Below are 25,686 nucleotides of genomic sequence, written 5' to 3'. Positions count from 1 at the left end.
AAAATGAAAAAATAAGACATACGAACATGAGTACAATCAAAGCTTGCCTTTTCGACCTTGACGGAGTTATTGTTGATACTGCTAAATATCATTTCCTAGCTTGGAAACGTCTTGCTGATGAATTGGGAATCAACTTCACAGAAGATGACAATGAGAAACTAAAAGGTGTAAGTAGAGTTCGTTCTTTGGAAATCATTCTTGAGCTAGGTGGTAAAACACTTTCTGAAGAAGATTTCAATTCATTCATGACAAAGAAGAATGACTGGTACTTGGAGTACGTAGACCAAATGAAAGAAGATGAGATTCTTCCAGGTGTTTTAGACTTCTTGAAAGCATTGAAAGCTGAAGGAGTGAAAGTAGCACTAGGCTCTGCGTCTAAAAACGCAATGCGTATCCTTAATCTTTTAAATATTACTGATTACTTCGATGCAATTATCGACGGTACTTCTGTATCTGCTGCTAAGCCAGATCCTGAAGTATTCTTGAAAGGTGCTGAAGCAACAGGAACAACTCCTGCTGAATGTGTAGTATTTGAAGATGCTGAAGCAGGTGTAGAAGCTGCTATCAACGGAGGAATGAGAGTAGTAGGTATTGGTGAAGAAGAAGCATTAGGAAAAGCGAATATCGTAGTTCCTGGTTTCGCAAACTTCTCAGTAGAAGACCTTAAGAAAGCTTTGGCTTAATAGCTCTTAGTTTTAGCTCTATTAAAAAAGGGATGATAGTTGTATCATCCCTTTTTTTATGTGCTTTAGCCAGAAAACTATACGTACAAATCTGCATTAATCTTAGAAGTTCCAAATAAGTGTTCCGAAACAAGTGTCGTAGCTCCTAAGCTACCCGCTTTTTGCCCAAGATCAGAAGCTTCAAGCTTAATATCGTTATATATTTCAATCAATGAGTTTTTCATGATGGAAGATCGGACAGGATAAAGAATACTATCACCAGCTTCACTCAGAATACCACTCAGAATAATTAACTCAGGGTTGAATAGGTTGATAAAAGTACCCAAACTTTTACCTATATAAGCACCTACATTTTCCATTACTTGCATTGAAAGTAAATCACCTTTTTTTACTTCCTCTACAAATGCTTCCAATAGATAATAACGACGCTGTCTCTCCTCATCAAGGTTATTCAGACGTGTTTCAGCTCCTTCTCTTAGAGAAGATTTAAGCTGCTTTACAATTGCACGGCCTGAAGCAACAGTCTCCAAACAGCCAATCTTTCCGCAAGTACAAACAACACCATTTTCTTCTACTTTGATGTGACCGATCTCACCTGCTAGACCCGAGTTACCCGTATAAAGCTCTCCGTTAACCAAGAGTCCCATACCAATACCCCAACCCAATGAGATACAAGCAACATTGTCAATGTCTTTGGCTGAGCCAAAATACTTTTCTCCCAGAACAACGGAGTTAATATTGTTTTCAATTTGTACAGGGATTTTCAGATATTCTTGACAGAAATCTCTGAATCCAAGTGTCTTGAAGTGAGTGAACGTCTCTCCAGTTTTGCTATTTACCAAACCTGTGATTGCAATACCACAACCAATGATTTTTTCTTTCTCAACATCACAAGAAGAAATAAATTCTTGTACTTGATCTAGGATTTTGATTAAATCTTCTGGGCCTCCATCAAGGTTTCCACTAGAGAATGATTGGAAACCAATCTCTTCTTCACAAAGGTTAAGCATAATTGCAGTAGTTCTTCTACCACCAATATTTACACCTAAAAAATATCCTCCTTCTGCATCTAGTTTGTATGAAGTTGGTGGACGACCAACTTTACTAACTTCTACATCTGTTAGTTTAATATATCCTTCGTCTTGAAGCTCTTTGGTTAAGCTTGAAGACATGGGTAATGTCAATTGTGTTTCTTTAGCAATTTCGGATGGAGACAGAATTTCCTTCTCTCGAAATAATTGCATGATCTGTCTCTTTCTAATTTCTTTCTTTACCGAAACTTTCCCTGTAGCTTTTTTCTCCATCCTCTAAAAGTTATCTGCTGTATCATTGACAATTTAAAATAAAAAACGCTTATTTTTCCTACAACCAATACGAATTTATCGATTAACCTCATTCTACTTTACCCAAAAATAGAAACATAAACGATGTTCAAGGCTTTTTTTCAGAAAGTACAACACTTTTTTCAACTCAGTAAGAGAGAAACGAACGCATTATTTTTACTTATATCTCTACTTTTCACATCTATGTTTATTTCAAGTTTATGGGATACTTTTTTCCCTCTTAAAGAATCAGATTATTTAGCTCACGAATATGATAGTTTGCTGAAAGCGATTGAGAAAGAAGAAGAACAGCAGAAAGAGAAACCAGTAGAATATTTCACTTTTAATCCGAATAAAATAGGTTTAGAAGAATGGGAAAAGTTGGGAATGCCTTCGTACCTATCTGTTAGAATTGAAAACTTTAAGTCTAAAGGAGGTATTTTTTATAAGAAAGAAGATCTAAGAAAAATATATGGATTAACTGATTCTACCTATCAGAAGTTAGAACAGTATATTTCAATTCCTCAAAGAAAGAAGTTTCAGAAAAAATACGCAAAGAAGAATTTTTATGTGAAAGATAAAAAGGATTCTATACAGAGCGATTCCTCTCAGATTTTTGTGAAGTTTAAAAAGAAAGAAATTAAGAATTTTGATTTAAATACTGGGAATCAAGAAGACTTCAAACAGATTAAAGGGATTGGAGAAAAGCGAGCAAAGTCTATTATCAATTACAGAAATAAGCTAGGAAGTTTTTATGCTTTTAATCAGCTGATGGAGATTGAATACTTTCCTGAAGTATTGGTCGATAGTTTAAGAAAATATTGTGTAATCGATAAGGCTCAAATCAAAAGAATCCATATCAATCACATTAGCTATATGCAATTAGGTCGTCATCCTTATCTGACTTGGAAAGAGGCAAAACTAATTGTGAATTACCGAGAACAGCATGGGGCATTTTTAACTGACGAAGATTTCAAATCACTGAAATATGTAAACAAAAAGACGATTGATCGAATCCTACCTTATTTAGACTTTACTGAAAATCCAAGTTTGTGAAATTCTTATTTTTCAAAAAGTTATCAACAATTAATGGTTTAGATTTCTGATTTTCTTGATTTTATCTTTCATTTATCAACAATCGAAGTGAACAAGTCAGACTTATCAACACTTTTAGGTAGGTTTTTCAACATTTCACCAACTAAAAAGAGACGTTTCCAGTAGAAACGCCTCCAATTGTGAATAACTCTGTTAGAAATAGCTTTATTAAAGCGGAAATTTCATTCCAAATTCAGCAGCTACTTCTTCCAAATCTTTTATCACAGGATCCAACAATGGGATTCCTTCTAACTTTCTGATTTTTTCAAACTCACGCTCAGGATCACCCGGAATTAATACTTTCTGATCTGGAGAAACAGGTTCTGCTTCTCTGAATCGAGAAATCCAAGTATCCATATCGGCCTTAAATTCATCGGCAGGACGGAATGCATCTACACGCATTGCACCAAAGAAATGCCCCAGACCTTCCCCAACCGGATTAGGATGCAAAGGCAAGAAACTTACAAATGGTGGAGCCCAAGGGCCAAAATTTGCCCCCGAAAATACTGCTGAGAAAATATCTACGATTGACCCTAAGCAATATCCTTTATGGCTACTACGAACTCTGTCACTTCCTAGAGGTAATAAAGCTCCTCCACCTTTCAGGGCTGAAGCATCTACAGATTGATTTCCATCTGCATCTTGAACCCAACCTGTTGGGGCTTCCTCTTGCTTACGTTGCAAGATTTCTAGCTTTCCATTTGCTGCTGTTGTTGTTGCAAAATCTGCCACAAACGGAGGTTGCTCATTGGCAGGAATAGCTACCGCGATTGGGTTTGTACCCAACATACGTTCTTTGGCAAAAGTAGGAGCTACTAACGGACTAGCATTAGTCATTGACATCCCAATCATATCTCTTTCAAGTGCCATCATAGCATGATGACCAGCTATCCCGTAATGATTCGAGTTTTTGACAGAAGCCCATCCCGTTCCTACGTTGTCAGCCTTGTCCATCACGATCTCCATCGTTTTTGGAGCCACAACAAGTCCAAGACCAGCATCACCGTCTACTACCGCAGTACTTGGTGTTTCATGAACAATCTTGATATTTGGTGTCGGATTAATTCTTCCATTTTTCCAAAGTCGCACATAGCCAATAAGACGTGCCACACCATGCGAATCTACCCCTCTAAGGTCAGCAGAAATCAAAACTTTTGCAGCCATTTCAGCTTCTTCAATAGGACATCCCATTTCTTGGAATACTGAAATACAAAAGTCCTGTAATTGTTTATAAGAAAACATATACAATGCAATTAATACTCATCGAGACTACCGAGCCTTGTAATATATGAATCAGTCGGGTCTCGACATGAAGTTTATTTTTTGGAGAGTTTCTCTCCCACTTTATTTCATTTAAAAATTGATTTCCCTACTCGTCTTAGATAAATACATCTTTTTTAGATTTCGGGAACTTTATTAGTTTTTGAAACTAAAATTATGGTAAAATTACCTTAAGGTAAACTCTCCATCATTTACATTATGCTCACATTATAGTTTGAAATTTTCAACTACACATTTACACATAAGACCCTAAAATACTTTACATTAGGGAAAGGCTTCAATTATGACAAGAAGCGTTTATAACCAGCATTTTCCCTTAAGGAAGGGAGAACTTCTTGAAATAAGTAAAATTGTTCGCAAAAATTAAGATAAAACTATAAAGGCTCAGAATAGATAAATTCAAACCTTAAGCGTTTTTATCTGGCGGACAAAGTTAACACACTATATTTTTTAATAAAAATTGGAAAGTAAAGCAATAAAAGTCAGCATCTTGATTGCTGCCCGAAACGAAGAAACGAACATCATTAATTGCCTTCAATCCATTGCAGCTCTTGAGTCTGAAAGAGCGACTTGGGAAGTGTGGGTAGGAAATGATGGTTCGGAAGACCGCACAGAGGCTTTAGTCAGAGAATTTATTGCTGATAAGCCTAATTTCCACCTTGTAAATATTGAAGGGCAGATTGATGGTTTGAAAGGGAAAACCAATGTATTGGTTCAATTGGAAAAGCAAGCAATTCCTTATTCAAACCCTGATTATTTAATGTATACCGATGCAGACATTCAAGTACCATCTTCTTGGGTAGAGAGTATGCTGCCAAAGGAAAATGAGCCTGCTGAGTGTATGATCACAGGTGCCACTACAGTTACTGAGGGAAAACTTTTTCACCGCCTTCAAGGACTTGATTGGCTAATTGCATTATTTTTTATTTCACAAGCAAGTAAAAGAGGAAATCCGCCTACTGCACTCGGAAACAATATGCTTGTACATACACAAACTTATCTGAAGGTTGGGGGATATACAGCGATTAAACATACGCCTGTAGAAGATTATGCTTTGTGTCAGCTTTTCAAGAAAAATGGTTTTAAGGTAATCCACCGATATTCAAGAGAAACTTTGTGTATAACTGAGCCTTGTTTGAGTTGGAAGGAGTTATTCAAGCAAAGAAGGCGATGGATGCACGGAGCGTTAGAGACACCACTTTGGATCAGAGGTATTCTGATTTCTAATTCTTTTGCTCTTTTAGCTCTTCTTGTAGGTATGGCTTTTTATCCTTTACTAACTATTGCTGCTTGGGCTACAAGAATTTTATTTCTTTGGGCTTCTCAATATTGGATTCACCGAAGTCTGGCTTTGAAAGTAAGACCTTTGGATTTTGCCGCATTTGACTTCTATTTATTGTATTTCAACTTCAGTTTACTAATCTATTATTTGTTTACTCCAAAAGTGAAATGGAAAGGTCGTACTTTTTAATAAACCACAGATTTATAATATTTTAAGAATTTCGCATGGTCTTATCAGACGGAATAACTAGCTTTGTAGGCTGAATATTTCTTATAAACTTTGATAAAAAACTAATAAGGGTCGGATGAAGACGAAATGCGTTTTTCTAGATAGAGATGGAGTTCTAAATAAAGACTACGTTGATTACGCTTATACATTAGACAAATTTGAGATTTTACCTGGTGTTCCAGAAGCTTTACAAAAGCTAAAAGATGCAGGTTTCAAATTAGTAATCCTTACAAATCAGTCGGGAATTGTAAAAGGAGTTTATGAGAAGAAAGATGTGATGATCTGTCACAATGCACTTCAGGAAGCTTGTGATAATGCAATCGATTATATGTACTATGCGCCATTGCATGAGAAATGGTCAAATTCTTTGAGCCGTAAGCCAGGAACTTTGATGTTTGAGCGCGCTTTGTACAAGTTCGATGCAGATCTTGAAAACACTTGGATGATTGGTGATAAAGAAAGAGATTTGGTACCTGCTTTAGAAGTAGGAATTCCTCACAGAATTCAAGTAGATAATGAGCCTGTGGAAGGTTCATGTTCAACACACTATGCTAAAGATCTTTTGGATGCCGTAGATAACATTATCTTGGCTAGCGAAAAATAAATTGTTCACATTAGTGAATTTGAATAGGGTAAAGAGTTATATACTTTTTACCCTATTTTTTTATTCGTGCATTTTCAAGATTTTTCCAATATCACCGAATGGACTAGGAATAACGAAGTTGATTTGAAATCTCAAAAGCCAATCAATTCCTGCGTCTATACCTGGAGCACCTGGAATGGGTAAGGTTTGAAAAGGTGCTAATAAATTAGGTTTGACAGCACCATATTGTCCTTCAAGCATTAACTTAATTGGTACCTTTCCAAGTTTTGTCATTTTTCCAACTCCTAATCCAATTGGGAAAAAGACTTTACCATCATCTGCTGTCCAATCGGCTACAATATTAGGGTTGTAGCGTAGTTGCCACTGATTGGGGAGATTATAAACAAAAAAACAAAGGAAACTCGCATGGTTAGTTCGTGGTCTATCACTATCTCCGCCTACAGACCACCATTGCTGCGCTAAAGTACCAACGAGAAACTTTTTCTTGATGTAGAATAGAATTCCGGCAGGACCTAATTGCCATTTTCCAGAACCAAAAGAGGAAGAACTTGCAGTAGGAAAAATAAAAGAAGCTCCCAATCCCCATAATAATCCTTCAGATTTCTTGGGACCAAAACCTGCTCCTAAAATAATATCCCCAAAACCTGTATCATGCCCATCAAAGAAATCGGGTTGATCTATGTCAAATTTAGGTAATGTGATTAGATTGAAAACAGGACGAACAAAGAATAAATAATCTTCACCCAAAGGCATAGGAAGAATAGGCTGAAAACTAAAAAGATTAGCAGATTGGGTATCATCATTTACATTGTTATTCACCCAAACCGTATTGTTCTGAAATGCTAGACTCCAGACTTGTGTTAGAGGGTTGTCCATTGCTCTAGCTAAAGCTTCAAGTTGAGCTTCGGTTAACTCTTCTTTTTGAGCTTTCACTGAAATTGTACCGAATATTATGAGAAAGCAAGTAAAGGCAAAATAGAGGGCTTTTTTTAAAGTCATTTCTAAATCCTAATCATGATTTATAAGGTTATCCAAATTAATTTCTTCATGAAAGGAATTGATAGAGGATTAAACAATTCAGTTGTAGTTCTTTTAATTATTCAAATCTAAATTTCTATTTGCTCATTTTATGATGAATCTTTTTGAAGAAGCGAAACAAGAATTAGCACGAAGTAATGCTGATCGTAAGCATCCTTTCCGATTTTTTACTTTAGGAAGTTATAATTCAGATCAAAATTTCCCAGAACTAAGAACAGTTGTCAAAAGAGGAATAAAAGATGATTTCTCTATTTATTTTTTTACAGATTCTAGAAGTCCTAAAGTTGAGCAGTTGAAAAAACACCCGAATGTTTCAGTGCTATTTTATCATTCCAAAAAGCAACTGCAAATACGGATAAGAGCAAAAGCAGAATTGATAGGCACTGATTCTATATTTTATCATGAACAATTAGAAAGAGCAAAACAGGCTCCGTCTGTTTCAGATTATCAAAGTTTACTTTCTCCTAGCTCACCTTTGTCTTCAGATTTGAAGTTTGGTGAAAAATTACACTTTTCTTTAATTCTTTTACACGCTTCAGAGTTAGATATCCTTCAATTAGACAGAGCTGAACACCAAAGATTTTTATATCAGAAGAAAGGTGATAAATGGATAAAGACAAGACTTGTACCTTAGTTAGACTTACAAGAACCAAGCTCAAGAAATGAGTGTTTGAAAGTAAAATATAGCTGAGCCTAAAAAATATCTCAATAGCTGTATTTACTAGCTAAAACGTACTTACTTCATTCTTTTATGCAACCAATTACTACAATTTCCTTCTTCAAATATGATAGTTTAAAATCTAAATTTTGGGCATTTAAAATGATGCAAGATGCTCATCAATATCTGAAAAAAATAAAGGGTCAAACATCGTATAAGTTGATGGGGAGTGGTGCAGGCTTAGGTTTTAATCCTTTGCCCGATTGGTCTGTTTATAGTTTACTGCAAACTTGGACTTCTGAGAAAGATGCAGTCCATTTTTTTGAATCCTCAGAATTGATTGAATTATATAAAATTCATACCATTGAGACTTGTACATTGTATATGAAAACCATTCTAACTAAAGGTGTTTGGAATGGAGAAAACCCTTTTATTTCTAGTGAAAAAGTGGATACTCAAAATATCCCGATAGCAGTTCTTACGAGAGCTACAATAAAGCCTTCCCTTTTATTTCATTTTTGGTCATCAGTGCCAAGTTCTCAAAAGCAACTTCAAACTTATGAAGGTTTATTGTTCAGTAAAGGAGTCGCTGAAATTCCTATTTTTCAGATTGCGACTTTTAGTCTTTGGGAAAATGAAGAGGTAATGAAATCCTTTGCTTACTCTCATAATGGACATAAAAGTGCGATAAAGAAAACTAGAACTTTGAAATGGTATAAGGAAGAAATGTTTACAAGATTCTATCCGTTTAAAGTTGAAGGGACATGGGAAGGGAAACAGATTTTGACTACTTGATATTTTTTTTTGAATTCAAACATGAATTTTTAGAACAAAATTTTTTAGCTTACGTGTACTAATATGCTAGAACACTAAATCAGTACTTTTTATGATAGAAATAAATAAACTCTCTTTTGGTTATAAGAGAAATAAAAAACTGTATGATCAGCTTGATCTAAAACTTGTATCTGGAAATATATATGGACTCTTAGGTCAGAATGGAGCTGGTAAATCGACTCTTTTTAAGATTATCATGGGACTAAAATTTCCGAAAGAAGGAAGTTGTAAAGTTTTCGGCTATGAAAGTAAAGAGAGAAATCCAGAGGTACTTCAAGACATATTTTTGCTTGCTGAAGAGTTTTATTTGCCTGATTTGTCTATCACTGATTATGAGAAGGCACTAGCTCCTTTTTACCCAAATTATAATCCCAAACAATTCAGAGACTGTCTCACAGAATTTAAAGTAGATTGGGCAGGACATCTGAAAGAGCTTTCTTACGGACAAAAGAAGAAGGTTTTAATTGCTTTTGCTTTAGCTACAAACTGTAAAATTGTATTGATGGATGAACCTACCAATGGTTTGGATATTCCATCAAAAAGTCAATTCAGAAAAATTATAGCCTCAAATGCAAGTGAAGAACGCATCTTCATCATTTCAACACACCAAGTAAGAGACTTAGAAAGCTTAATTGATCCTATCATTATTGTTGATCAAGGAAGAGTAGTTTTCAACCAAAGTTGTGAGCAAATCACAGACAAGTTGGTATTCACAAGACAGCAAGAAATGAGCGTGAACAACCCTCTTTATTATGAAACTGCTATAGGTAATGATTACGTCATAGGCTTGAATGAAGAGGGAGTAAATTCGAATATAAATCTTGAATTACTCTTTAATGGAGTTACGAGTGAACCACAGAAGTTTGAAGAAGTATTTGAAACCCTAAGCTAGAAATCATGAACCAAGCTATATCAATTCTTAGATTAAAAAATCTATTCATGTATGAATGGATAGTTAGTAAGAAAAAATTAATGTACACTGCTGCAACTTATATTATTGCAGTAATCAGTTTAGCATTGCTCAGTAGTATTTTCTCAAATGACGGTGTAGATACTGATTTTCATAGAAGTATTTTAAGTACGGTACTTACGATAGGCGCAGCAATCGTGGGAGTTAGAGCTTATGGACATCTCAACGAATCGACGAAGGTTTTACATTACATGACCATTCCAAGCTCACTAGAAGAGAAGTTTTTTGTACACTGGTTCAAGTCACTGATCGGGTTTATTGTCTTTGTGATCACATTACATTTTGTGGTTAGTTTGTTAGGACAAGGAATATGGGCAGTTTTCAATCTAGGTGCATTTTCCTTATTAAGTCTTGGAGGTTGGACTTCTGAACTTCTATTGACTACAGTATTTATTCATGGATTCTTCTTTTTCGGAGGAGCTATTTTTCAGAAAAATCCATTGATCAAATCATTATTATTCTTGTTTGTATTAGGTCTTGTTTCAATAATAACAATGTTTACATTGGATGCAATGGACATTGTTACAGGATTAATTCAATCTGAAAGCAGCGTTACAGTTATGCAAAATGGAGAAATGATTACTAGAACAAATACTCAGTTACCAGGAGGAGTTCTGAATCTTCAAAATGAAGTGGACAAAGCCGCTTTTGAGAATATTTTAACAGCTCTAATGTATATAGCTACTGTATTCTTTTGGGCTATGGGGTATCGAAGATTTAAAACAATAGAAGCCTAATCGCTTATGGAGTTTAATAGTAAAAAGTCAATCTACTTACAAATAGCCGATCTTCTGATTGAGAATATCTTGAAAAAGATATGGAAAGAAGGAGAACGTATTCCCTCTGTGCGTCAGTTAGCAGTAGAGTTAGAGGTGAATCCAAACACTGCTATGAGAACCTATACTTATCTTCAAGATCAGGGAATTATATACAATAAAAGAGGTATTGGTTATTTCATTTCTGCAGATGCTTATAGCAAAGTGTTAGATGTTAGAAGAAAAGTGTTTTTGATGAATGAAGTTCCATCATTTTTCAAAAATATGGAGTTACTACAAATTGATTGGGAAGATTTGAAACAACAGTTCCAATTATTCCAAAGCTAGATAAACTAAAAAGGCATAGGTAAAAACTACCTATGTCTTTTGTTTTGTTGTGATTATGTAAGGTTCTGAGTAGTGTTATAGAATCATATATTTCCAAATCTTGCTCAGCTGTTTAATTGATGAGTGAATTTGAATCAATATTCTTTCTCCAAAATCATGAACCCATGAAGTACCTAAAATGATTTGACTCTTCTTTTCTTTAAGGCAGAGCCTTTGTTCTAATTGATCTAAAACGCATTTGATCATATGTTCTAGCTCAATTATTGAAACTGATGGAAATGTATACTGTAAAATGTGAGCGATCTCATTGATGGATTTACCTTCTTGAAGCAGATTTAAAATCATGACAAGAGGCTTTCCAATAACTATTTCATTAGTATTACTCACTAACTTATAGTTATTACTTTCTATGTTCATATGAACGTTAAGTTGTCTTATGTCATGTTTAGTCATCACTCTCATCAGTTTTCTCTTGATTATTCACCCTAGTTGCAAATGAATTAAAAAACTCAATTGGGGGAGGGTGGGGCTATAATCCCTCCGACCCAAAGAGTTTACACTAACGGGGTTACGTTAAACTAAGAATATATACTATCATTTAGATTCTCTAGATCTTTATAAAAGACTACAGATAAATGATTTGTGTAATCAAGAAATAGGATGTGATACTGTAAAATTGAAACCTATTTCGATATTATGCAGAATATTTGGTCTTGTTTATTGACCTATTATTGGGGATATAGTTTTTGAAAAAGCTTAATTTTCTTCACTTTCACCCTCTTCATTGGGATCTGTATAACTAGCTGACTGTATCATCATAAAATTTACAGAGTCTGCTGCAATTTGATTTTCATTTGTTGTATTTTGCATAGGAGCAATTTCAGTTTCTTCATTACAACTATGAAAAAATAAACATAAACTGAATAAAGCGATGATGGCAATTAGCTTTCTCATGTTTGTATTTTTAAATTTTAGTTTTGTATTTTTTTCTTTTGTTATCTTAGACAATGAAAGCCTTTATTTGTAATCAGTCGAATCATTTTTTTTATGATTTATTTATTTATTTTTCTTCAAATCCTTTTTATGCCTTTTGTTAAGTCTCATAAAGACAGTGATTTACTTAGTCTTGGACATGAGGCTTATAAGGAAAGAAAATTTAATAGTTCAGCTAATTATATGCAAAAGGTAACAGAAGTTACTAATGATGCTACGACTAAAGCTTATGCTCAATATTATTTAGCATATATATACTTGAGGGATGTGATAGACCCTGTCAAATGTTATTCAGAAGCTCATGCTTCAATGAAAAATTTTGAAAAAGGTAATATTGAGTCCCCCAGATTTTATTCAAGAGTACTAGATTTACTTGGTGATTATCACAATAGAGTTGGGAATTTAGACTCTGCGGAATTTTATTATCATAAAAGATATTTATTTTCAAAAAAAAATGGACAGAGTGATAAGGTCATATCTTTAGCACTAACTGGCTTGGCTCATAATCTTTATCAAAAGCAGGAATTTCATCTAGGTGAAAATATACAGCTATATGCTTTAGGTTTATCAGCTAATGAAATTGATTATTCAAATTACATTGGTTTTTTACTCTCAAAAGATGCTTTTTCTGCAGCTAATGAAATAATACAAAAGATTGATATAAATAAGAAAAGTAGAATAAACTCAAATAAATATCTTTACTTTTTAGCGTTAGCTGAAATCAAAAATGGAAATTATAACCTAGCTATTCAGACTTTAGAAAAATATATAAAGACTACACTATCAGCAAGAAAGAAATATATAGATGACATTAATAAAGATACGTATCTTCTAACCCATTTTTATATTGCAAGAGCATATTGGCAGCAAGCTTATTGTTATAAGGCTTTAGGTTATTTAAATAAGGGAATCGAGGTATTAGAGATAGCTTTGAAAAATGTAAAGGTATCGATGGAAGCCCAAGCTCAGCGGAATCTGGTTTTACAAAGTAGGATTTATAGAAGTTTAGAGGAGTTTCATTTAGAGAGTAAACATCAAACAAATCAAGATTTTTTATCAAAGTCTTTTGATGTTTTAAATCAGTATTTACAAAATAAAGCTGATACGAATAGTATAATACATAGTGAGTTGATGTATAACTATTTTGCTAAAGCAGAACAAGCCCCAGAGTTGTTAGATAAAGATAAATTGTATTGGCAGTCTTATATACACCTAAAAAAGTTTATTTCGAAGCAGTATTATGATGAAGATCAACTACAGCATCTTGCTTCACTAAAAAGTTTACAAGACCAACTCATAGACTATTTTTCTACTCGCTTTATTGCTACTCAAAAAGAAGATTATTTATTGTATGCTTTAGAAATAGCAGAAAATGCTAAATCATATATTTTATATAAGAGGAATAAAGCTGGACAGCGAATTTCTGTGGATGAGTATTTAGCTCAAGATGATATCTTTCAATTAAAAAAGGAACAAAGGGATAGCCCTCTTTTACTTCCCAATGATATCCGTTCTTACTTTAAAAAGCATTACACTGAAAAAGGGAAAAGCTTCTTATCATATTACTTACTAAAAAATAAATTACTGATTGTATCACTTAGTGATGAAAAATTTCAGTTGCATATAACCCATTTAAGTAATCGAGATTTAAAATTGATAGATGGTATAGGTAAACAATTACAAGCTAGTGACTTCTTTATAGAACGTTCCTTTATAGATAAATTAGAGCAGTTAAGAATGCTTCTTTTACCTCAGAATATTCTTAAAATGCATCAGGAGAGTATTGTAGTTTCTTCACATGATAAGTTATCATCTATACCATTAGAAGTTTTACCTGTTGGGAGAAATAGGCATTATTTACTAGAAGATCATGCTATAAGTTATGCTTTTTCTTTACATCATGATTTACTAGTAAAAGGGACAATAACAGCGCCGAATCAAGACTTAAGTATTCTTGGTATAGCTCCTTTTGCATCTAAAGACTTACCATTTTCTTCAAAAGAAGTTAAAAATATCTCTAAAAGATATATCATAGATGAAGAGGCTACCCGAGAAAATATTTTAGAGCTTTACTCCGAGTTTGATATCCTTCATTTTGCTACTCATGCTAATTTTGATAATACATCGAATGAGGCTGAAATTTATCTTTTCTCAGAAGGTGAAAAAACAGGATTAAGTTTTGAAGAAATAGAGGAATTAGATTTTTCTAATCATAAGTTGATCTCTCTTAGTGCTTGCTATACGGGTATTGGAAATTATATGGATGGAGAGGGGGTCATGAGTTTGCAAAGAGCGTTTGCTTATTCAAAAGCTCCGTCAATATTAGCTAGTCTTTGGAAAGTTGAAGATCAAGCATCAACTTTTATACTGAAGGAATTTTATAACCAGATTAAAAAAGGAAGCCCTAAGGACGAGGCCCTTAGAGCTGCAAAGTTGAAATACATTGAAGCGTATCCTGTAGCGAGGATGAACCCAATGTTTTGGGGAGGTATGATTATAAGTGGGAACATGGATCAAGTTGTACGAGAACCTTGGTATAACACCCTAATCTTTATGCTTGTATTATCTATAGTTCTATTTGGGAGTATTTGGAAATATGTACATTCCAAAAGAACAGCAAAACAAGCAGAAGTAACATTTTAAAATTGTTGAGAACTTATTTTGTTACTTCTAAAACAAATAATTGAAAATTGAAATAAGTAGTTATTTCATTGTGGTAAAGATGATTTGACTGGCTTTCAATATAGTTGAAAAGCTGCTGAGCCTTTTCCATTTTACCATCACCTAAATAAGCCAAACCCAAATACCAATCATAATGGTCTGAAAACTGTTCTTGCTTTTGTTTTTCTAATAAGCTGATTGCAGATTTAAAATCGGACTTTTGGATGAGAGCTATAGCATCTTGTATAGGAATATTTTGTTTCTCATTTACGGATGAGTTTCTGTACAGATAAGAGTATTTATCTGCTTTTTGTAAAGCTATAGAGCTCGGAGATACATTTAAATTCGCGTATGAGAACATGAAGAAGATCAATAGTGATGCGGCTACTGATGATACTCTTGTATAAAGACGACGTTTTTTGTTTGAAAGCATGCGTTGTCTAATAGCTGTTAGTTCTCGAGTTTTGTACTCAAGATAGATTCTAGTTTCTATCTCCTCTAAACTAGTTTCTGGTGTAAAAAATGATTGACTGAAGTTCTTCTTTTCCATGATATATAGTAGTTCATGTTTTGTATTAGACAAGGCTATACAAAAATGTAATCAGTTGATTGATAAAAATAAAACTAAAATGAGGCTTATAGGCTGCTATCTAGAATGTTATTGAGTGCCTCTGAGGAGATGTTTCGCTCTTCTAATTTTTGTCTCAGATATTTTAAGCATCTGCTTTTTTTATTTCTAATGGCTTGTTCGGTGGAGTATTTACCATTAAAAAAGGAGAGTATTTCATTGAAGGTTTTTCCCTCGTAATAAAATGATTTAAAAATAGATTGGCAATCAGCTCCAATTTCTTTTAAAGCTTCAGAAAACTGTTTTTTCGCATTCAAACTGTCTTCTTTTAGGGGAGTCTCATCAGTCAATGATTCATCAAATAAATAGCTATCTTGTTGTGCATCGACCAACTTATATCTGTACTCCTTTTTTTGGGTATTGATCCACATATTTTTACAGATGGTGTAGATATAGGTGGATATTTTAGCACTTCCTTTGAATTTAGACTTTTCAATGCTCCAAATCAATTTAGCTATAGCATCTTGAAAGATATCTTCAGCATCAAATTCATTTCCACCCATAGATAGTATCAATGATTTGATTCCTTCAAAATTATCTTCATAAATAAATTGAATAGTCTTCTCATAATTACTCTTATGAGTAATGTTTTGAACTATTTCTTCCGTTGAAAAAGCTGTTCGTTTAATTGAGAATAATTTTTTAGCCATAATTTTAAAGAGAGCAATACCTTAAAGATTCTATAAGAAATGAGGTTTAATTATTTGATTGGGAGTATTTCAAATAGTTGTTTATGGAATTAAAGTTTAGAAGTAAATAGAATTAGCCACGTTTGAAATGATTATAGATCATGTGTACTGTTACTTCAGATAGTGTTTTGAATGAATCAGTATATAATACACCAATTATCTCCCAAAAATTATACCTATCCTTAAAATGATTATAAGGATTAGACTTTAAGGCTCTATAAGTGAGTGACTTGTTTATTTGAAGAATCTCATTTGAAAAAGTCCTCTATGGATAACCTATATCTATAAAGGTTGTTTTGTTGACACTTATTTTAAATAAAAACTATTTCTAGTTTAATCATTTATAAGTTATAAATAAAAAAGCAATCAGTCTAATTAGGCTGATTGCTTTTTTATTCTTTATGATATTTTTCTTAGAAAGAGTATAAGTAACTCGTAACTCTACCAGAATTTGTCATCACTTCAATCAGTACTCTACCTTGAACCCTTTCTAAGATATAAGTAAAGTCTTCGGGGCGATTAATCGGATAATTATTCACAGAGATAATGACCATACCTTCTTTTATTCTCATTCGATTGATCAATCCTCCTCTCTCAATTTTATTGACTCTAATCCCCGATTTTAATCCTAGCTTAGATTTTTCTAGAGTAGGTAAGCTTTCGAAAATGGCACCAATATTTTCAGCCTCATAAAGTTCTTTTTTCGCAATATCAGTAGTACCATCAATATTGGTAAGGGTAAGGGATTTACGTTTTAATTCTTTGTCTCTATAAAATAATAGTTCTATCTCATCACCAGGGTTGTGATAGCTAAGAAACTCATTATACATGGCTTGATCTTGAATTGGAGAATTGTTTATACTTATAATAAGATCTCCAGTTTTCATCCCCGACTTTTCGGCAGCTCCTCCCTGTTGTATTTTTGTAAGTACTACTCCTTCAATAGATGGAAGACTTAATTTTTTGTAAATTTCCTCATTCACTTCTAAGACTTCAGCACCAAGAAAAGCTTTCTGTACTGCACCATAATGCTTTAGATCATTCACAATTTTGGCTACAATATCTGACGGAACAGCAAATCCATAACCTGCATAAGAGCCGGTTCTAGAAAGAATAGCCGTATTTATACCCACTAATTCTCCATGAACATTTACCAAAGCTCCACCGCTGTTTCCTGGATTAATCGCTGCATCCGTTTGGATAAAAGATTCTAAAGGAAACATATCCTTCATAATATTAATACGTCTTCCTTTGGCACTTACGATACCTGCCGTAACTGTCGAGGTAAGATTAAATGGGTTTCCGACAGCCAATACCCAATCACCCACAGCCAAATCTTTAGAGCTAGCAATCGTAATTGCTGGCATATCGTTTTCTTCTATCTTTATCAGTGCAATATCCGATGATGTATCTACTCCAATTACTTTTGCCACATAGCTTCTTCTGTTGTAAATAACTTCAACTTTATCAGCACCTTTAATGACATGATTATTGGTTACTATAAAACCATCGTTTGAGAAAATTACACCCGAACCCGAACCCATTTGCATATTTTTTTCATAGGTCTGGCCTCTGCCTCCAAAGAATAGATCAGCCCAAGATTGTCTTCGGTACTGATTCTTCTCATAAGTTTTTATATAAACAACTGATTTACGACTATTATCAGATGCTTTGATGAAGTTAAGGGGAAGAGATTTTCCTCCTTTGGGATTATTATTGGAGGTAAAGCTGGAATTTTCTAGCTGATTAATCCGATTAGCTAATTGAATAATATTAGGATCAACATTTGATTTTGTATTGCTCAAGTTGACTTCGTATGGTAAGATATTGTCTTGATTTTGGTGGAGCACATTAAAAATGAAGGCTCCTGCTATTCCTGATGCTAATCCTATAATTGATGTTAGAAGTAACTTTTTCATATGCTTAAAAAAATGTACTAGAGATAATACGTCTTTTAACTGAAAATGTTAGCAAATGAATAATTTGACAGCAACTACTTTAAAAGTGTTTGAATTTTATTAAATGCTTTAATCATATAACGTCTGAAACTTTTTTTCTTGAGATTATTATAAAATGACTTTAAGTACTCTCTACCAACTTGAGACTCTTCTATTAAAAGACTAGAAGGTATAGTCTCAGATTCTAATAGCTTTTCGATGTAGTAAGGATTGTAGTACATGGTACCACTATGTACACCACTACCATCTTGACCAATATTCTGAACCATAGAATGATGAGGGTATAGGCATAAACCTTTTTCAATAAAAATAGATGAATACCACTTTATTGCCCAAGTTGAAATTTTACCAGAAATATTATCTTCAAGTTGTTTATGAAATTCTAGAGTCCCATCTAAGTTATATTCATTAAAAGAATTGTTGTCTTGAAGGTACTGATGTAGTTCATTTTCATTTAGATTAATTTTATCCCATGCTCGTTTCCAAGTGGCCCATCCCCAGCAGCTCATAAAAGGAGAGAAAAAAGGTGTTTCTAAGGTAGAAGCTAACTTCTGATTTGGAGGTAAAAAACCACCAATATGCATTACCTTCTCTTCATTTTCATAGTATGAAAGACTATTATTCATAAATGACAGAAAACCTTGTGATGTTACAATGTCATCTTCAAGGACAATGATTTTTCCATACTTATTTAATAGTAGATTTACTCCTTCCGTAATAGATTTTGCTAATCCTTTATTTTTTTCAGAATAGATGATTTCTACTTCGCCACACCATTTCTTTTTTTCAATAGTGGTCCTAGTCTGTTGTATTTTATCTAGATCAACTGAATTTACATTTTGTTTAGGACCATCAGCAAAAATGTATAATTTTGACTTTTCAGCGCCTTGATTAATGGACAAAGCCTCAAGCGTTTTCAAAGCATGGTCTGGTCTATTATAGACAAAAAGTGCTATAGGCGCGTACTCCATTTTACTAAATATTTAAACAATTCTGATTTCTATAAAAGATTGTAGTAGATTTATTTAAAAACATTCCAGGAGCGATACCTGTAAATGTAATTTCCTTGAATCCTTTCTCTATAAGAAGATCTTTACCCTTCTTGTATTTGTCTCTTTCAGAATCATCTAATACAATAACACCATCTTCTGTAATTACCTCTAAAGCATGTTCCAGACATAGATTTCGTCTTCGACCATCTACAATAACAAGTTGAAACGGTTCCTCTTGAGATGATTTAGACACATATTTCTCTCCCTCTGATAGGGGGACATAATGTAATTCAACATTATCTCTCATCTGGTCTTTAACTCCCTCATACCATTCTTTATCGTGCTCTACTGAATACACCTTATTCACATATTTTGAATAATATAAAGTGGAGTAACCTGAACCATATTCAAAAATATTGAAACGTTTATCTAATCTTGGTGTTACAAAATCGATAAAACTATACGTCACCCAAGGTAGTGGATTGTTATTGTTATCCACAGGTATCTTTTGATCATAAGCTTTTAGCCAGCCTATCTCGCTAAAAAAACTTTTCTTGTAGAAGAATACATCTCCAAATGCTTTTAGCATAATACTAAATCTCCATGCTCGATCTTTTCCCACTATAGGAGTAAAAAAAGTCTGAATTAGTTTAACCATATTATATTTTGTTTTTTATCTGATAGATATATCTATGAATATGAATAAGAAAAAGTGCTTTAAGCTGTATATAAAAAATATTTCTAGTCCCCTTGAAAAATAGGTTACTTAGTTCCAGAACAAAAAATTGTGTAATCACAGAAGCCCAAGCAGCCCCTAAAATACCATATTTTGGAATCAAATAATAGTTCAGAACTATATTCAATACTGCAGATAATACTGCATTTATAATAATAATATTATAGAGTCCATTTAATAATAAATAATTTCCTCTTTGCCCTGCATTGTATAAAAAAACAATACCAATCATTAATACATTTAAGACTTTGATTGCTCCAGAGTATTGTTCTCCATACAGTACTAGAATAACATATTGGCCAACTAACCAAGTAACAATAACTCCAAGATAAGCTATGAAGGTCATTAAAGTAGCACTCAACTTATAGCCTTCCATGAAACGTCTTTCATCGTCTTTGAAAAGACTAGTAAGTTTAGGAAATAGAGTTGTTGCAAAGATTCCATAAATCGCCATCGGAATTTCATAAAGCTTAATCGCTCTGCTATAAACCCCTACATCTGTTTTCGTTAGCATCTCACCAATCATTAACTGATCAGCTCTAACATAAATCATATAAGCCAAACCAGAAATTAATAATGGCCCACCTTCTTTGAGTTGCTTTTGAGCTTCTATAAAAGAAAAAGTCCAAGATCTTATACCTCTATTTTCATTCTTCTGATACATTCTTAACAAAAGAATAGAGGATAATCCCACTTCTATGAGGTAAGTGCTAGCAAAAGCAATTAGCTCTGCATTGAGGTAAATCAATATTAGTTTTAGAACTGAAGAAACTATAAAAGCAATAGTCTTAGTTTGTACTATTCTTTTAGATAATAGATTTGCTTGATAGAAATAGGTGATAATATCTGCTGCCTGAAAAAATATTCCGATCGAGATAATTATTCCTACAGTAACTTGTTCAGGATCATCTGTATTTAGAAATAGAATTGAAAATGCACAAATAATTGAGAAAACAAGAGATGAAATAATTCTTGTGATCGCGGCTGTTCCTAGAATTTCTGATTTTTTATTTTCAGTAGCATCGACTAGATCTCTTGTAAGGATTCTTTCACTTCCTAAAGCAGAAAATACTACATAAACGCCCATAAATGCTAATGCCGTATCCCATTTACCCATGGACTCAGGACCTAAATACCGACTTACTGCGGCGTTTACAAAAACCCCACCTCCCATACGGACAATACGATCTAATGCAAGCCAATTAATATTACCAATGAGCCTAAATGTGTCGCTTTTAGGCGTATTTTTATTAAATATCTTCTTTAATTTGTGTATCACTAATCAACTTTTTAGTCCTATTCTACAACTTGATAAACTAACAATTGAAGTATTAATAGATCAAAGTTAGCATAACTGTAGATTTGGATACCTCTATCTATCATGAAAATTCTTCACATTAATACATCTGATCAACATGGAGGAGCTGAAAATATAGCTTATAGCCTAATGCAAGAATTTGGCGGTAAGATGCTTGTAAAAATAAAGCATAGAACTGATTCAAATATTAAAACTTTCAAAAGGAGTCTTATAAGTTACTTTCTAGAAGGTATAGATTCTATTTTATATAGAGCTTTTAAAAGAACAATTTTCTCAGATTTTGGAGTTTTGTATGATATTCATGGTACTTGGAAATTCCTAAAAAATAACCTTTGGTACACTGAGGCTGATTGTATATTTATACATAATGTACATGGAGGATATTTTGATTTAAAAACACTTGAAAAGATCAGTGAAGAAAAAAAAGTAATTTGGGTTCTTCACGATATGTGGTGTATGACTGGTGGTGAAGCACACACCATGGAAAATAAAAATTTTAAGAACGGAAATTCTAATACACCTTTTAATAAAATTTACCCATTAAAACATCCTATTTTAGATTTTCGAAGTCAATTTCTAAAACGTAAAAAAAATATTTATCAAAACAGTCCTAAGATAGTTTTTGTAGCTGTTTCGAAATGGATTGCAAAAGATTTTAAAGAGTCATTTACTGCTCACTCAAATATTGATATTCGAGTAATTAGAAATGGAATAGATACTGAGGTATTTTTTAATCTAAATCAAAGAATATCAGAACAAACTAGTTTACTTTTTTTTAATTCCCCAAACCCTTTTAAGGGAAGTGATTTAGTTAGAAAAGTTGCTTCTAAGATTAATGGAGACTTTAAGTTGATTACAGTAGGAGATAAAGTTGAAGGGATTGAAAATCAAGAATTAATTAGACCTACTTATAATCCTATAGAGATGAATAAAATCTATAATAAAGCAGATGTATTGATTTTCCCTTCTAAAATGGAAGCATTAGGTCTTGTTGCTTTAGAAGGTATGGCTGCAGGAATGTATGTTGTAGGTAGTGACACAGGAGGTAGTAAAGAAGTCATTGACGAAAATAATGGATTAACATTTAAAAATAATGATGCAGATAGTTTGAATGAAACTATTGATCAATGTCTTAAGATTCCAATTGAACAACTTCGAGAATTAGGATATGAGAATGCCGAAAATATTAGAAAATCTTGGTCAAAAGACCAGATGATTGAAGCATATCAGCAATTATTATTATAATTTTAAAAGATCTTAAAGCATTAAATCATAAGAATATTGCATTTATCTTAGCAATAAATACTAAGCCTTTTAGAAAATGAATTTTAAGAAAACTATACCATATTGGGTAGCTATACCCATTTTTTTCTTGGTGACCATCGCATATTTTAATGTAGAAATTTTGGATGGTAAAAAGCTACCTCAAAGTGATCTAGTACAATTTGAGGGTATGAGCCACTTGTCTCAAGAATTTGCAAAAGAATCAGGTGAAGTAGCCCTATGGAATGTTGCAATGTTTGGCGGATTTCCAGAGTATCTATTTAGCTCGATCCAGAATGATCCATTACAATATATCTTTCTTACATTAAATGGTTTTTTACATACAGCCCATGAAGTTCCAGCTACTGTATTCTGCCTTATGCTTTGTTTTTGGCTAATGGCACTTTGTTTTAGGATAAATCCGTGGGTGGCAATCATTGGTGCGGTCGTTTTTGCTTTTAATGCTTTCTATATCAGTAGTATTGAGGCTGGGCATATGACAAAAATGTGGGCAACTGCATTTGCTTGTCTAGTTTTAGGAGGAATGAAACTTCTTTTCGATCGGAAAATACTACTTGGAGCAGGAGTTTTATCGTTAGGGCTTGCACTTCAAATTAGAGCGAATCACTTGCAAATTACATATTATCTGATTTTTGTTTGCGCAATTTATGCATTCAGTGAATTGTATTTTGCCTACAAAAAAGGAACTGTTCAGAAGTTTATGACGCAAATAGCTCCAGTGATGTTAGGAGCTGTTTTGTTGGGTGCTGCAACCCAAACGTATAAGATTTGGACTACGCAAGAATATAGTGAGTACTCCATTCGTGGAAAAAGAGAGTTGACTCCATTAGACGGAAATAAACAGGATTTAGGAAAAGATGGATTAGACAAAGATTACGCCTTCAGTTGGAGTGAAGGAAAGTTAGAGTCTTTGACACTTTTAGTCCCTAATTTCTATGGAAGTAGTAGCCAAGAAAGTATTAGCCCAGACGGGCCAATGGCACAAGCTTTAGAGCAAGTAGCAGGCAAGCAACAGGCTAGCAGATTGGTGAATGATCCAAACTTTAAATTGCCTTTGTACTTCGGAGATCAGCCTTTTACTGCTGGCCCAATCTACTTAGGAGCGGTAATGTGTTTCCTTTTTGCTTTAGGTGTTGTACTGATGGAAAATAAGACTCGTTGGTGGATGATTGCTTCAATAATCCTAATGGCAATGATTTCTTGGGGTAACAATCTACAATGGTTCAATTATACTTTATTCGATTACTTCCCTGGTTTCAATAAATTCAGAACTGTAGCAATGGCGCTTGGAGTGGCTTGTTTAGTGATGTGCTTATTAGGAACATTAGGTTTGGATAAACTGATCAAAGAAAGAGAACAAGTTGATCTTAAAAAGCTTCTTTGTGCCTTGGGTGCTTCGGGTGGTGTAGCTTTATTGATATTCCTAACTGCTGGAATGATGAACACACACGGAGCTCAAGATGCTTCTATTTTCCAAAGAATGTTAGGTACAAATGATGCGAGAGTGATCGGTGCATTTACGGATGGAATAGCAGCTGAGCGTGTCTCTTTCATAAGAACGGATGCAATCAGATCAGTTGTTCTTATTGCTTTAGCTTTTGTAGCGATCTTCTTATACATAAAAGAAAAAATCAGTGCAAATATTGTATTGGTTGTAGTAGGTCTGTTGGCTGTAGGAGATGTTTGGGGAGTATCTAAAAGGTATTTAAATGACAGTGATTTTGTAAAAACTAGACAAAAGAAAAGTCATGTGAAAACTGCCGCAGATAAAGAAATTCTTAAAGATAAAGACCCTAACTACCGAGTTCTGAATATCGCAGGTAATCCATTCAATGAGGCAAATACATCTTATTTCCATAAATCTATTGGAGGATATTTTGCAGCAAAAATGCGTAGGTATCAGGATTTGATAGAAAGAGAGCTTCAGCCAGAACAAATGAAATTATTCAATGGCTTAAAACAAGGACAAATTCCTGCAGATTTACCGGCTATCAATATGCTTAATGCGAAATATTTGAAGGCAGGGAATAATGCAAAAGATGTGATCTTGAACCCACACGCAATGGGACATGCTTGGTTTGTTGAGTCAGTAAAGACCGTACAATTTGCTGATGAAGAAATCGCAGCATTGGGGCAGTTGGATGTAAAAAAAGAAGCTGTTCTTGACGAAAGTAAGTTTGAACTTTCAAAAACAAGCTATAATGTAGACGGGGTAGCAACTGCAACTTTAAACAGTTTCAATAACCGTCATATTTCATACTCGACTTCAAATGCTAATGATGGACTTTTAGTATTCTCAGAAATCTATTACCCGAAAGGATGGGAAGTAAAAATAGATGGTAAAGAAGTAGACATGAAGCGAGTAAACTATGTGTTGAGAGCTTTAGAAGTTCCTGCAGGAAAGCATGAAATTACTTTCGATTTCAACCCAAGTTCATTTGTGGCTGGATCGAAAGTTTCATATGCGGCATCGTATTTATCGCTTCTTATTTTCTTGATTGCAGCTGGTTTGAGTGTCAAACAAAGAGTAGAAAAGAAATAAGGAATAGGAATAGTAAGATTCTAAAAATCCCTACTGAGGTTTAGTCAGTAGGGATTTTTTGTATAGTATAATATATAAGTATAAATGCGAAATTAATTGTAGAGTGGTTCAACTCATCGTATTGATTTACCAATATAATCTGGTAGTTGAGTAGCTAAGTTGTATCTGATTTCTTGAGCTTTTTTAAAAATAAAAAAGCTAAAAAAATTGATTTGTACATAATAACAAGACGAAGATCAAAGCTAAAAAAACACCACCATCCAAAAAATATTTCAAACCTTGTAGTACAGCTAAAAAAATAAAAGATTTTGATTCATGAATGATAAAAATACTACTTTTCTATATCATCCATTAATCCGATAGAATCAAATATTGTTAAAACTTGATTGCTTATACTAACACTATCTTCAAGGTATACAGACTTTTCACCTCTTTCTATTTTCTTAGGTCTAAGATCATATTTTGTATTTATTGAAGCAATTGTTGTTAGGATAATAAATAAAATTAATAAAATCCCTTTGTAAGTTCTCATTATCTAATTGAAATGCATTCACAAACACTATTGTGAATTCGTATCCTAAAATCAATTAAATCAAAAATGAATTTAACTGACATACAGGTTGTTATTAAATATTGTCTTTCTCTTCAGCGTATATTACAAATTAAATGTCTATAAGTGTTAACGACAAGTATTTTTTAAGAAAATATTTAGATAAGGAGTTAATTAGAAATTATATTTTTTTAATGTTTACTTTCAAAGTATAAATATTTACGGAACAAAAAAGAG

24 protein-coding genes are annotated in these 25,686 nt (G+C 33.4%); 12 read left to right on the top strand and 12 right to left on the bottom strand.

What is annotated here, in order from left to right; all coding sequences use genetic code 11:
- Positions 1-26 precede the first annotated feature (26 nt).
- Positions 27-683 carry a beta-phosphoglucomutase gene (gene pgmB, locus BC781_RS16070; protein WP_109619637.1) on the top strand — a complete coding sequence of 219 codons (657 nt, stop codon included), beginning with the start codon at positions 27-29 and terminating at the stop codon, positions 681-683.
- A 77-nt stretch (positions 684-760) separates the two neighbouring features.
- On the opposite strand, the gene BC781_RS16065 is transcribed toward pgmB, so the two are convergent.
- A complete protein-coding gene (locus tag BC781_RS16065) occupies positions 761-1,987 on the bottom strand; it encodes an ROK family protein (RefSeq protein WP_109619635.1) in 1,227 nt (408 codons plus the stop codon).
- 222 nt (positions 1,988-2,209) lie between these two features.
- On the opposite strand from BC781_RS16065, the gene BC781_RS16060 reads away from it, so the two are divergent.
- On the top strand, positions 2,210-3,061 hold the full coding sequence (locus tag BC781_RS16060; RefSeq protein ID WP_211323849.1) for a helix-hairpin-helix domain-containing protein: 852 nt from the start codon (positions 2,210-2,212) through the stop codon (positions 3,059-3,061).
- A gap of 207 nt (positions 3,062-3,268) precedes the next feature.
- Here the strand turns inward: BC781_RS16060 and BC781_RS16055 are convergent, their stop codons facing one another.
- Complete coding sequence (locus BC781_RS16055; RefSeq protein WP_109619631.1) at positions 3,269-4,342, bottom strand: Ldh family oxidoreductase; 1,074 nt, start codon at positions 4,340-4,342, stop codon at positions 3,269-3,271.
- Positions 4,343-4,841: 499 nt separating this feature from the next.
- On the opposite strand from BC781_RS16055, the gene BC781_RS16050 reads away from it, so the two are divergent.
- Positions 4,842-5,852 carry a glycosyltransferase gene (locus BC781_RS16050; RefSeq protein ID WP_109619628.1) on the top strand — a complete coding sequence of 337 codons (1,011 nt, stop codon included), beginning with the start codon at positions 4,842-4,844 and terminating at the stop codon, positions 5,850-5,852.
- 115 nt (positions 5,853-5,967) lie between these two features.
- Entirely contained in the window at positions 5,968-6,495 is a 528-nt protein-coding gene (locus BC781_RS16045) for a D-glycero-alpha-D-manno-heptose-1,7-bisphosphate 7-phosphatase (protein ID WP_109619626.1), read from the top strand.
- 60 nt (positions 6,496-6,555) lie between these two features.
- On the opposite strand, the gene BC781_RS16040 is transcribed toward BC781_RS16045, so the two are convergent.
- Positions 6,556-7,494: a transporter gene (locus tag BC781_RS16040; RefSeq protein WP_109619625.1), complete on the bottom strand. Its 939-nt coding sequence runs from the start codon at positions 7,492-7,494 to the stop codon at positions 6,556-6,558.
- Positions 7,495-7,624: 130 nt separating this feature from the next.
- On the opposite strand from BC781_RS16040, the gene BC781_RS16035 reads away from it, so the two are divergent.
- The 5 genes from BC781_RS16035 (at position 7,625) to BC781_RS16015 (ending at position 11,098) form a co-directional block, all read left to right on the top strand.
- Positions 7,625-8,167: a pyridoxamine 5'-phosphate oxidase family protein gene (locus BC781_RS16035; protein WP_109619623.1), complete on the top strand. Its 543-nt coding sequence runs from the start codon at positions 7,625-7,627 to the stop codon at positions 8,165-8,167.
- Between the two features lie 117 nt (positions 8,168-8,284).
- Positions 8,285-8,986: a DUF3291 domain-containing protein gene (locus tag BC781_RS16030; protein WP_109619621.1), complete on the top strand. Its 702-nt coding sequence runs from the start codon at positions 8,285-8,287 to the stop codon at positions 8,984-8,986.
- 91 nt (positions 8,987-9,077) lie between these two features.
- On the top strand, positions 9,078-9,917 hold the full coding sequence (locus BC781_RS16025; protein WP_109619619.1) for an ABC transporter ATP-binding protein: 840 nt from the start codon (positions 9,078-9,080) through the stop codon (positions 9,915-9,917).
- Between the two features lie 47 nt (positions 9,918-9,964).
- Entirely contained in the window at positions 9,965-10,732 is a 768-nt protein-coding gene (locus BC781_RS16020) for a hypothetical protein (RefSeq protein ID WP_109619617.1), read from the top strand.
- Between the two features lie 6 nt (positions 10,733-10,738).
- Positions 10,739-11,098 (top strand): GntR family transcriptional regulator, encoded by a 360-nt coding sequence (locus BC781_RS16015; protein WP_109619615.1) that lies wholly within the window; start codon positions 10,739-10,741, stop codon positions 11,096-11,098.
- A 75-nt stretch (positions 11,099-11,173) separates the two neighbouring features.
- Here BC781_RS16015 and BC781_RS16010 read toward each other — a convergent pair whose 3' ends face one another.
- Positions 11,174-11,515, bottom strand: coding sequence for a hypothetical protein (locus BC781_RS16010; RefSeq protein ID WP_146201709.1), 342 nt, complete (start codon positions 11,513-11,515; stop codon positions 11,174-11,176).
- Positions 11,516-11,854: 339 nt separating this feature from the next.
- Positions 11,855-12,052 carry a hypothetical protein gene (locus BC781_RS16005; protein ID WP_146201708.1) on the bottom strand — a complete coding sequence of 66 codons (198 nt, stop codon included), beginning with the start codon at positions 12,050-12,052 and terminating at the stop codon, positions 11,855-11,857.
- Positions 12,053-12,145: 93 nt separating this feature from the next.
- Between BC781_RS16005 and BC781_RS16000 the strand changes: the two genes are divergently transcribed.
- Entirely contained in the window at positions 12,146-14,734 is a 2,589-nt protein-coding gene (locus BC781_RS16000; protein ID WP_109619609.1) for a CHAT domain-containing protein, read from the top strand.
- A 13-nt stretch (positions 14,735-14,747) separates the two neighbouring features.
- On the opposite strand, the gene BC781_RS15995 is transcribed toward BC781_RS16000, so the two are convergent.
- From BC781_RS15995 to BC781_RS15970, 6 genes are all read right to left on the bottom strand, one after another.
- Positions 14,748-15,302, bottom strand: a complete 555-nt coding sequence (locus BC781_RS15995) for a hypothetical protein (protein WP_109619607.1) — start codon at positions 15,300-15,302, stop codon at positions 14,748-14,750.
- Positions 15,303-15,388: 86 nt separating this feature from the next.
- A complete protein-coding gene (locus BC781_RS15990) occupies positions 15,389-16,030 on the bottom strand; it encodes an RNA polymerase sigma factor (protein WP_109619605.1) in 642 nt (213 codons plus the stop codon).
- Between the two features lie 452 nt (positions 16,031-16,482).
- Positions 16,483-17,988, bottom strand: coding sequence for a S1C family serine protease (locus BC781_RS15985; protein ID WP_245935624.1), 1,506 nt, complete (start codon positions 17,986-17,988; stop codon positions 16,483-16,485).
- Between the two features lie 74 nt (positions 17,989-18,062).
- Positions 18,063-18,998: a glycosyltransferase family protein gene (locus BC781_RS15980; RefSeq protein ID WP_109619603.1), complete on the bottom strand. Its 936-nt coding sequence runs from the start codon at positions 18,996-18,998 to the stop codon at positions 18,063-18,065.
- A gap of 4 nt (positions 18,999-19,002) precedes the next feature.
- On the bottom strand, positions 19,003-19,677 hold the full coding sequence (locus BC781_RS15975; protein WP_109619600.1) for a class I SAM-dependent methyltransferase: 675 nt from the start codon (positions 19,675-19,677) through the stop codon (positions 19,003-19,005).
- 1 nt (position 19,678) lies between these two features.
- A complete protein-coding gene (locus BC781_RS15970; protein ID WP_109619598.1) occupies positions 19,679-21,034 on the bottom strand; it encodes a flippase in 1,356 nt (451 codons plus the stop codon).
- A 102-nt stretch (positions 21,035-21,136) separates the two neighbouring features.
- On the opposite strand from BC781_RS15970, the gene BC781_RS15965 reads away from it, so the two are divergent.
- A complete protein-coding gene (locus tag BC781_RS15965; RefSeq protein ID WP_109619596.1) occupies positions 21,137-22,318 on the top strand; it encodes a glycosyltransferase in 1,182 nt (393 codons plus the stop codon).
- Positions 22,319-22,394: 76 nt separating this feature from the next.
- Positions 22,395-24,899 carry a YfhO family protein gene (locus BC781_RS15960; protein WP_109619594.1) on the top strand — a complete coding sequence of 835 codons (2,505 nt, stop codon included), beginning with the start codon at positions 22,395-22,397 and terminating at the stop codon, positions 24,897-24,899.
- A 331-nt stretch (positions 24,900-25,230) separates the two neighbouring features.
- Here the strand turns inward: BC781_RS15960 and BC781_RS25670 are convergent, their stop codons facing one another.
- On the bottom strand, positions 25,231-25,431 hold the full coding sequence (locus BC781_RS25670; RefSeq protein ID WP_109619592.1) for a hypothetical protein: 201 nt from the start codon (positions 25,429-25,431) through the stop codon (positions 25,231-25,233).
- Positions 25,432-25,686: the final 255 nt, after the last annotated feature.

Origin of the sequence: Sediminitomix flava, assembly GCF_003149185.1 — a bacterium.
GTDB lineage: Bacteria > Bacteroidota > Bacteroidia > Cytophagales > Flammeovirgaceae > Sediminitomix > Sediminitomix flava.
Note: the sequence above shows the minus strand (reverse complement) of the source record. Positions and strands in the feature narration are given on the sequence as shown.